Source organism: Polaromonas sp. P1_E3, from assembly GCF_056405935.1.
Genome location: NZ_JBFUBD010000677.1, coordinates 1 through 1010 on the forward strand (window position 1 = coordinate 1; position 1010 = coordinate 1010).

1 protein-coding gene is annotated in these 1010 nt (G+C 60.1%); it reads left to right on the forward strand.

Features of this window, described 5'->3' with window-relative positions; all coding sequences use genetic code 11:
* Positions 1–180: 180 nt before the first annotated feature.
* Positions 181–1010: DMT family transporter (locus tag AC1D0Z_RS22715; RefSeq protein ID WP_477660394.1), on the forward strand; the 830-nt coding region annotated here is incomplete at its 3' end.

Below are 1010 nucleotides of genomic sequence, written 5' to 3' on the forward strand. Positions count from 1 at the left end.
GCTGGAAGGTTTCAGGACGTCGCGAGAGATGTCAGTGATTGGATTGTGGCTCGCCAGGCAAGGTGCGCAGCCATACCCATTAGAAAATTAAGGCATGATTTCAACCTCTGCCTGACCGCTTTCCGGCCAGCACAACCGCAGGGCCCGCGCCGGCTCCGCACCACAGGAGCCTCCAGTTTAATGAACCGATTCGTGGCCTACGCCTGCCTGGCACTCAGCATGTCTCTCGTTGGCAGCTATGTGGCGCTTTCCAAACCCCTCGTCATCGCCTTCCCCGTCTTTTTGCTGGCCTGGATGCGCTTCGGCATCGGGGGCACGGCCATGCTGCACTGGCTGAAAAAGCCGGCAGGCGAAGTCCCCATGAGCCGGCAAACCGGCCGACTGCTGTTCCTGGAATCCTTTCTGGGCAATTTCCTGTTTTCCATTTGCATGTTGTTTGGCGTCAGCATGACCAGCGCGGTTGCGGCCGGTGTGATCATGGCGTCCATTCCGGCAGCCGTTGCGCTGATGAGCTGGTTCTTTTTGCGCGAGCGCATCGGTGCGCGTGTGTGGGGTGCAGTAGCCTGCGCCGTGATCGGCATCGGGCTGGTTTCGCTATCAAAAAATGAGCTGGTTGCACCCGCCAGTATTGGGCTGGAGGCCGATTTGGCACACAGGWATGCCTGGCTGGGCAATTTGCTGCTGGTGGGTGCAGTTTTATGCGAAGCGGCCTATGCCGTGATCGGCAAGAAACTGACGGGCGTGCTCAGCCCCAAACGCATCACTGCGTTGATCAACCTCTGGGGGTTTGCCCTTGTCACCCCTTTCGGCCTCTGGATGGCCTGGGGATTTGACTTTGGCAAGGTGGCGCCTTCCGCGTGGCTGTTGCTGCTGTTTTATTCGCTGGCGGCCAGCGTATGGACGGTCTGGCTCTGGATGACCGGGCTCAGGACGATTCCGGCGAACCAGGCCGGCGTTTTCACCGTACTGCTGCCCGTAAGCGCCGCAGCGGTGGGTGTCCTGGTTCTGGG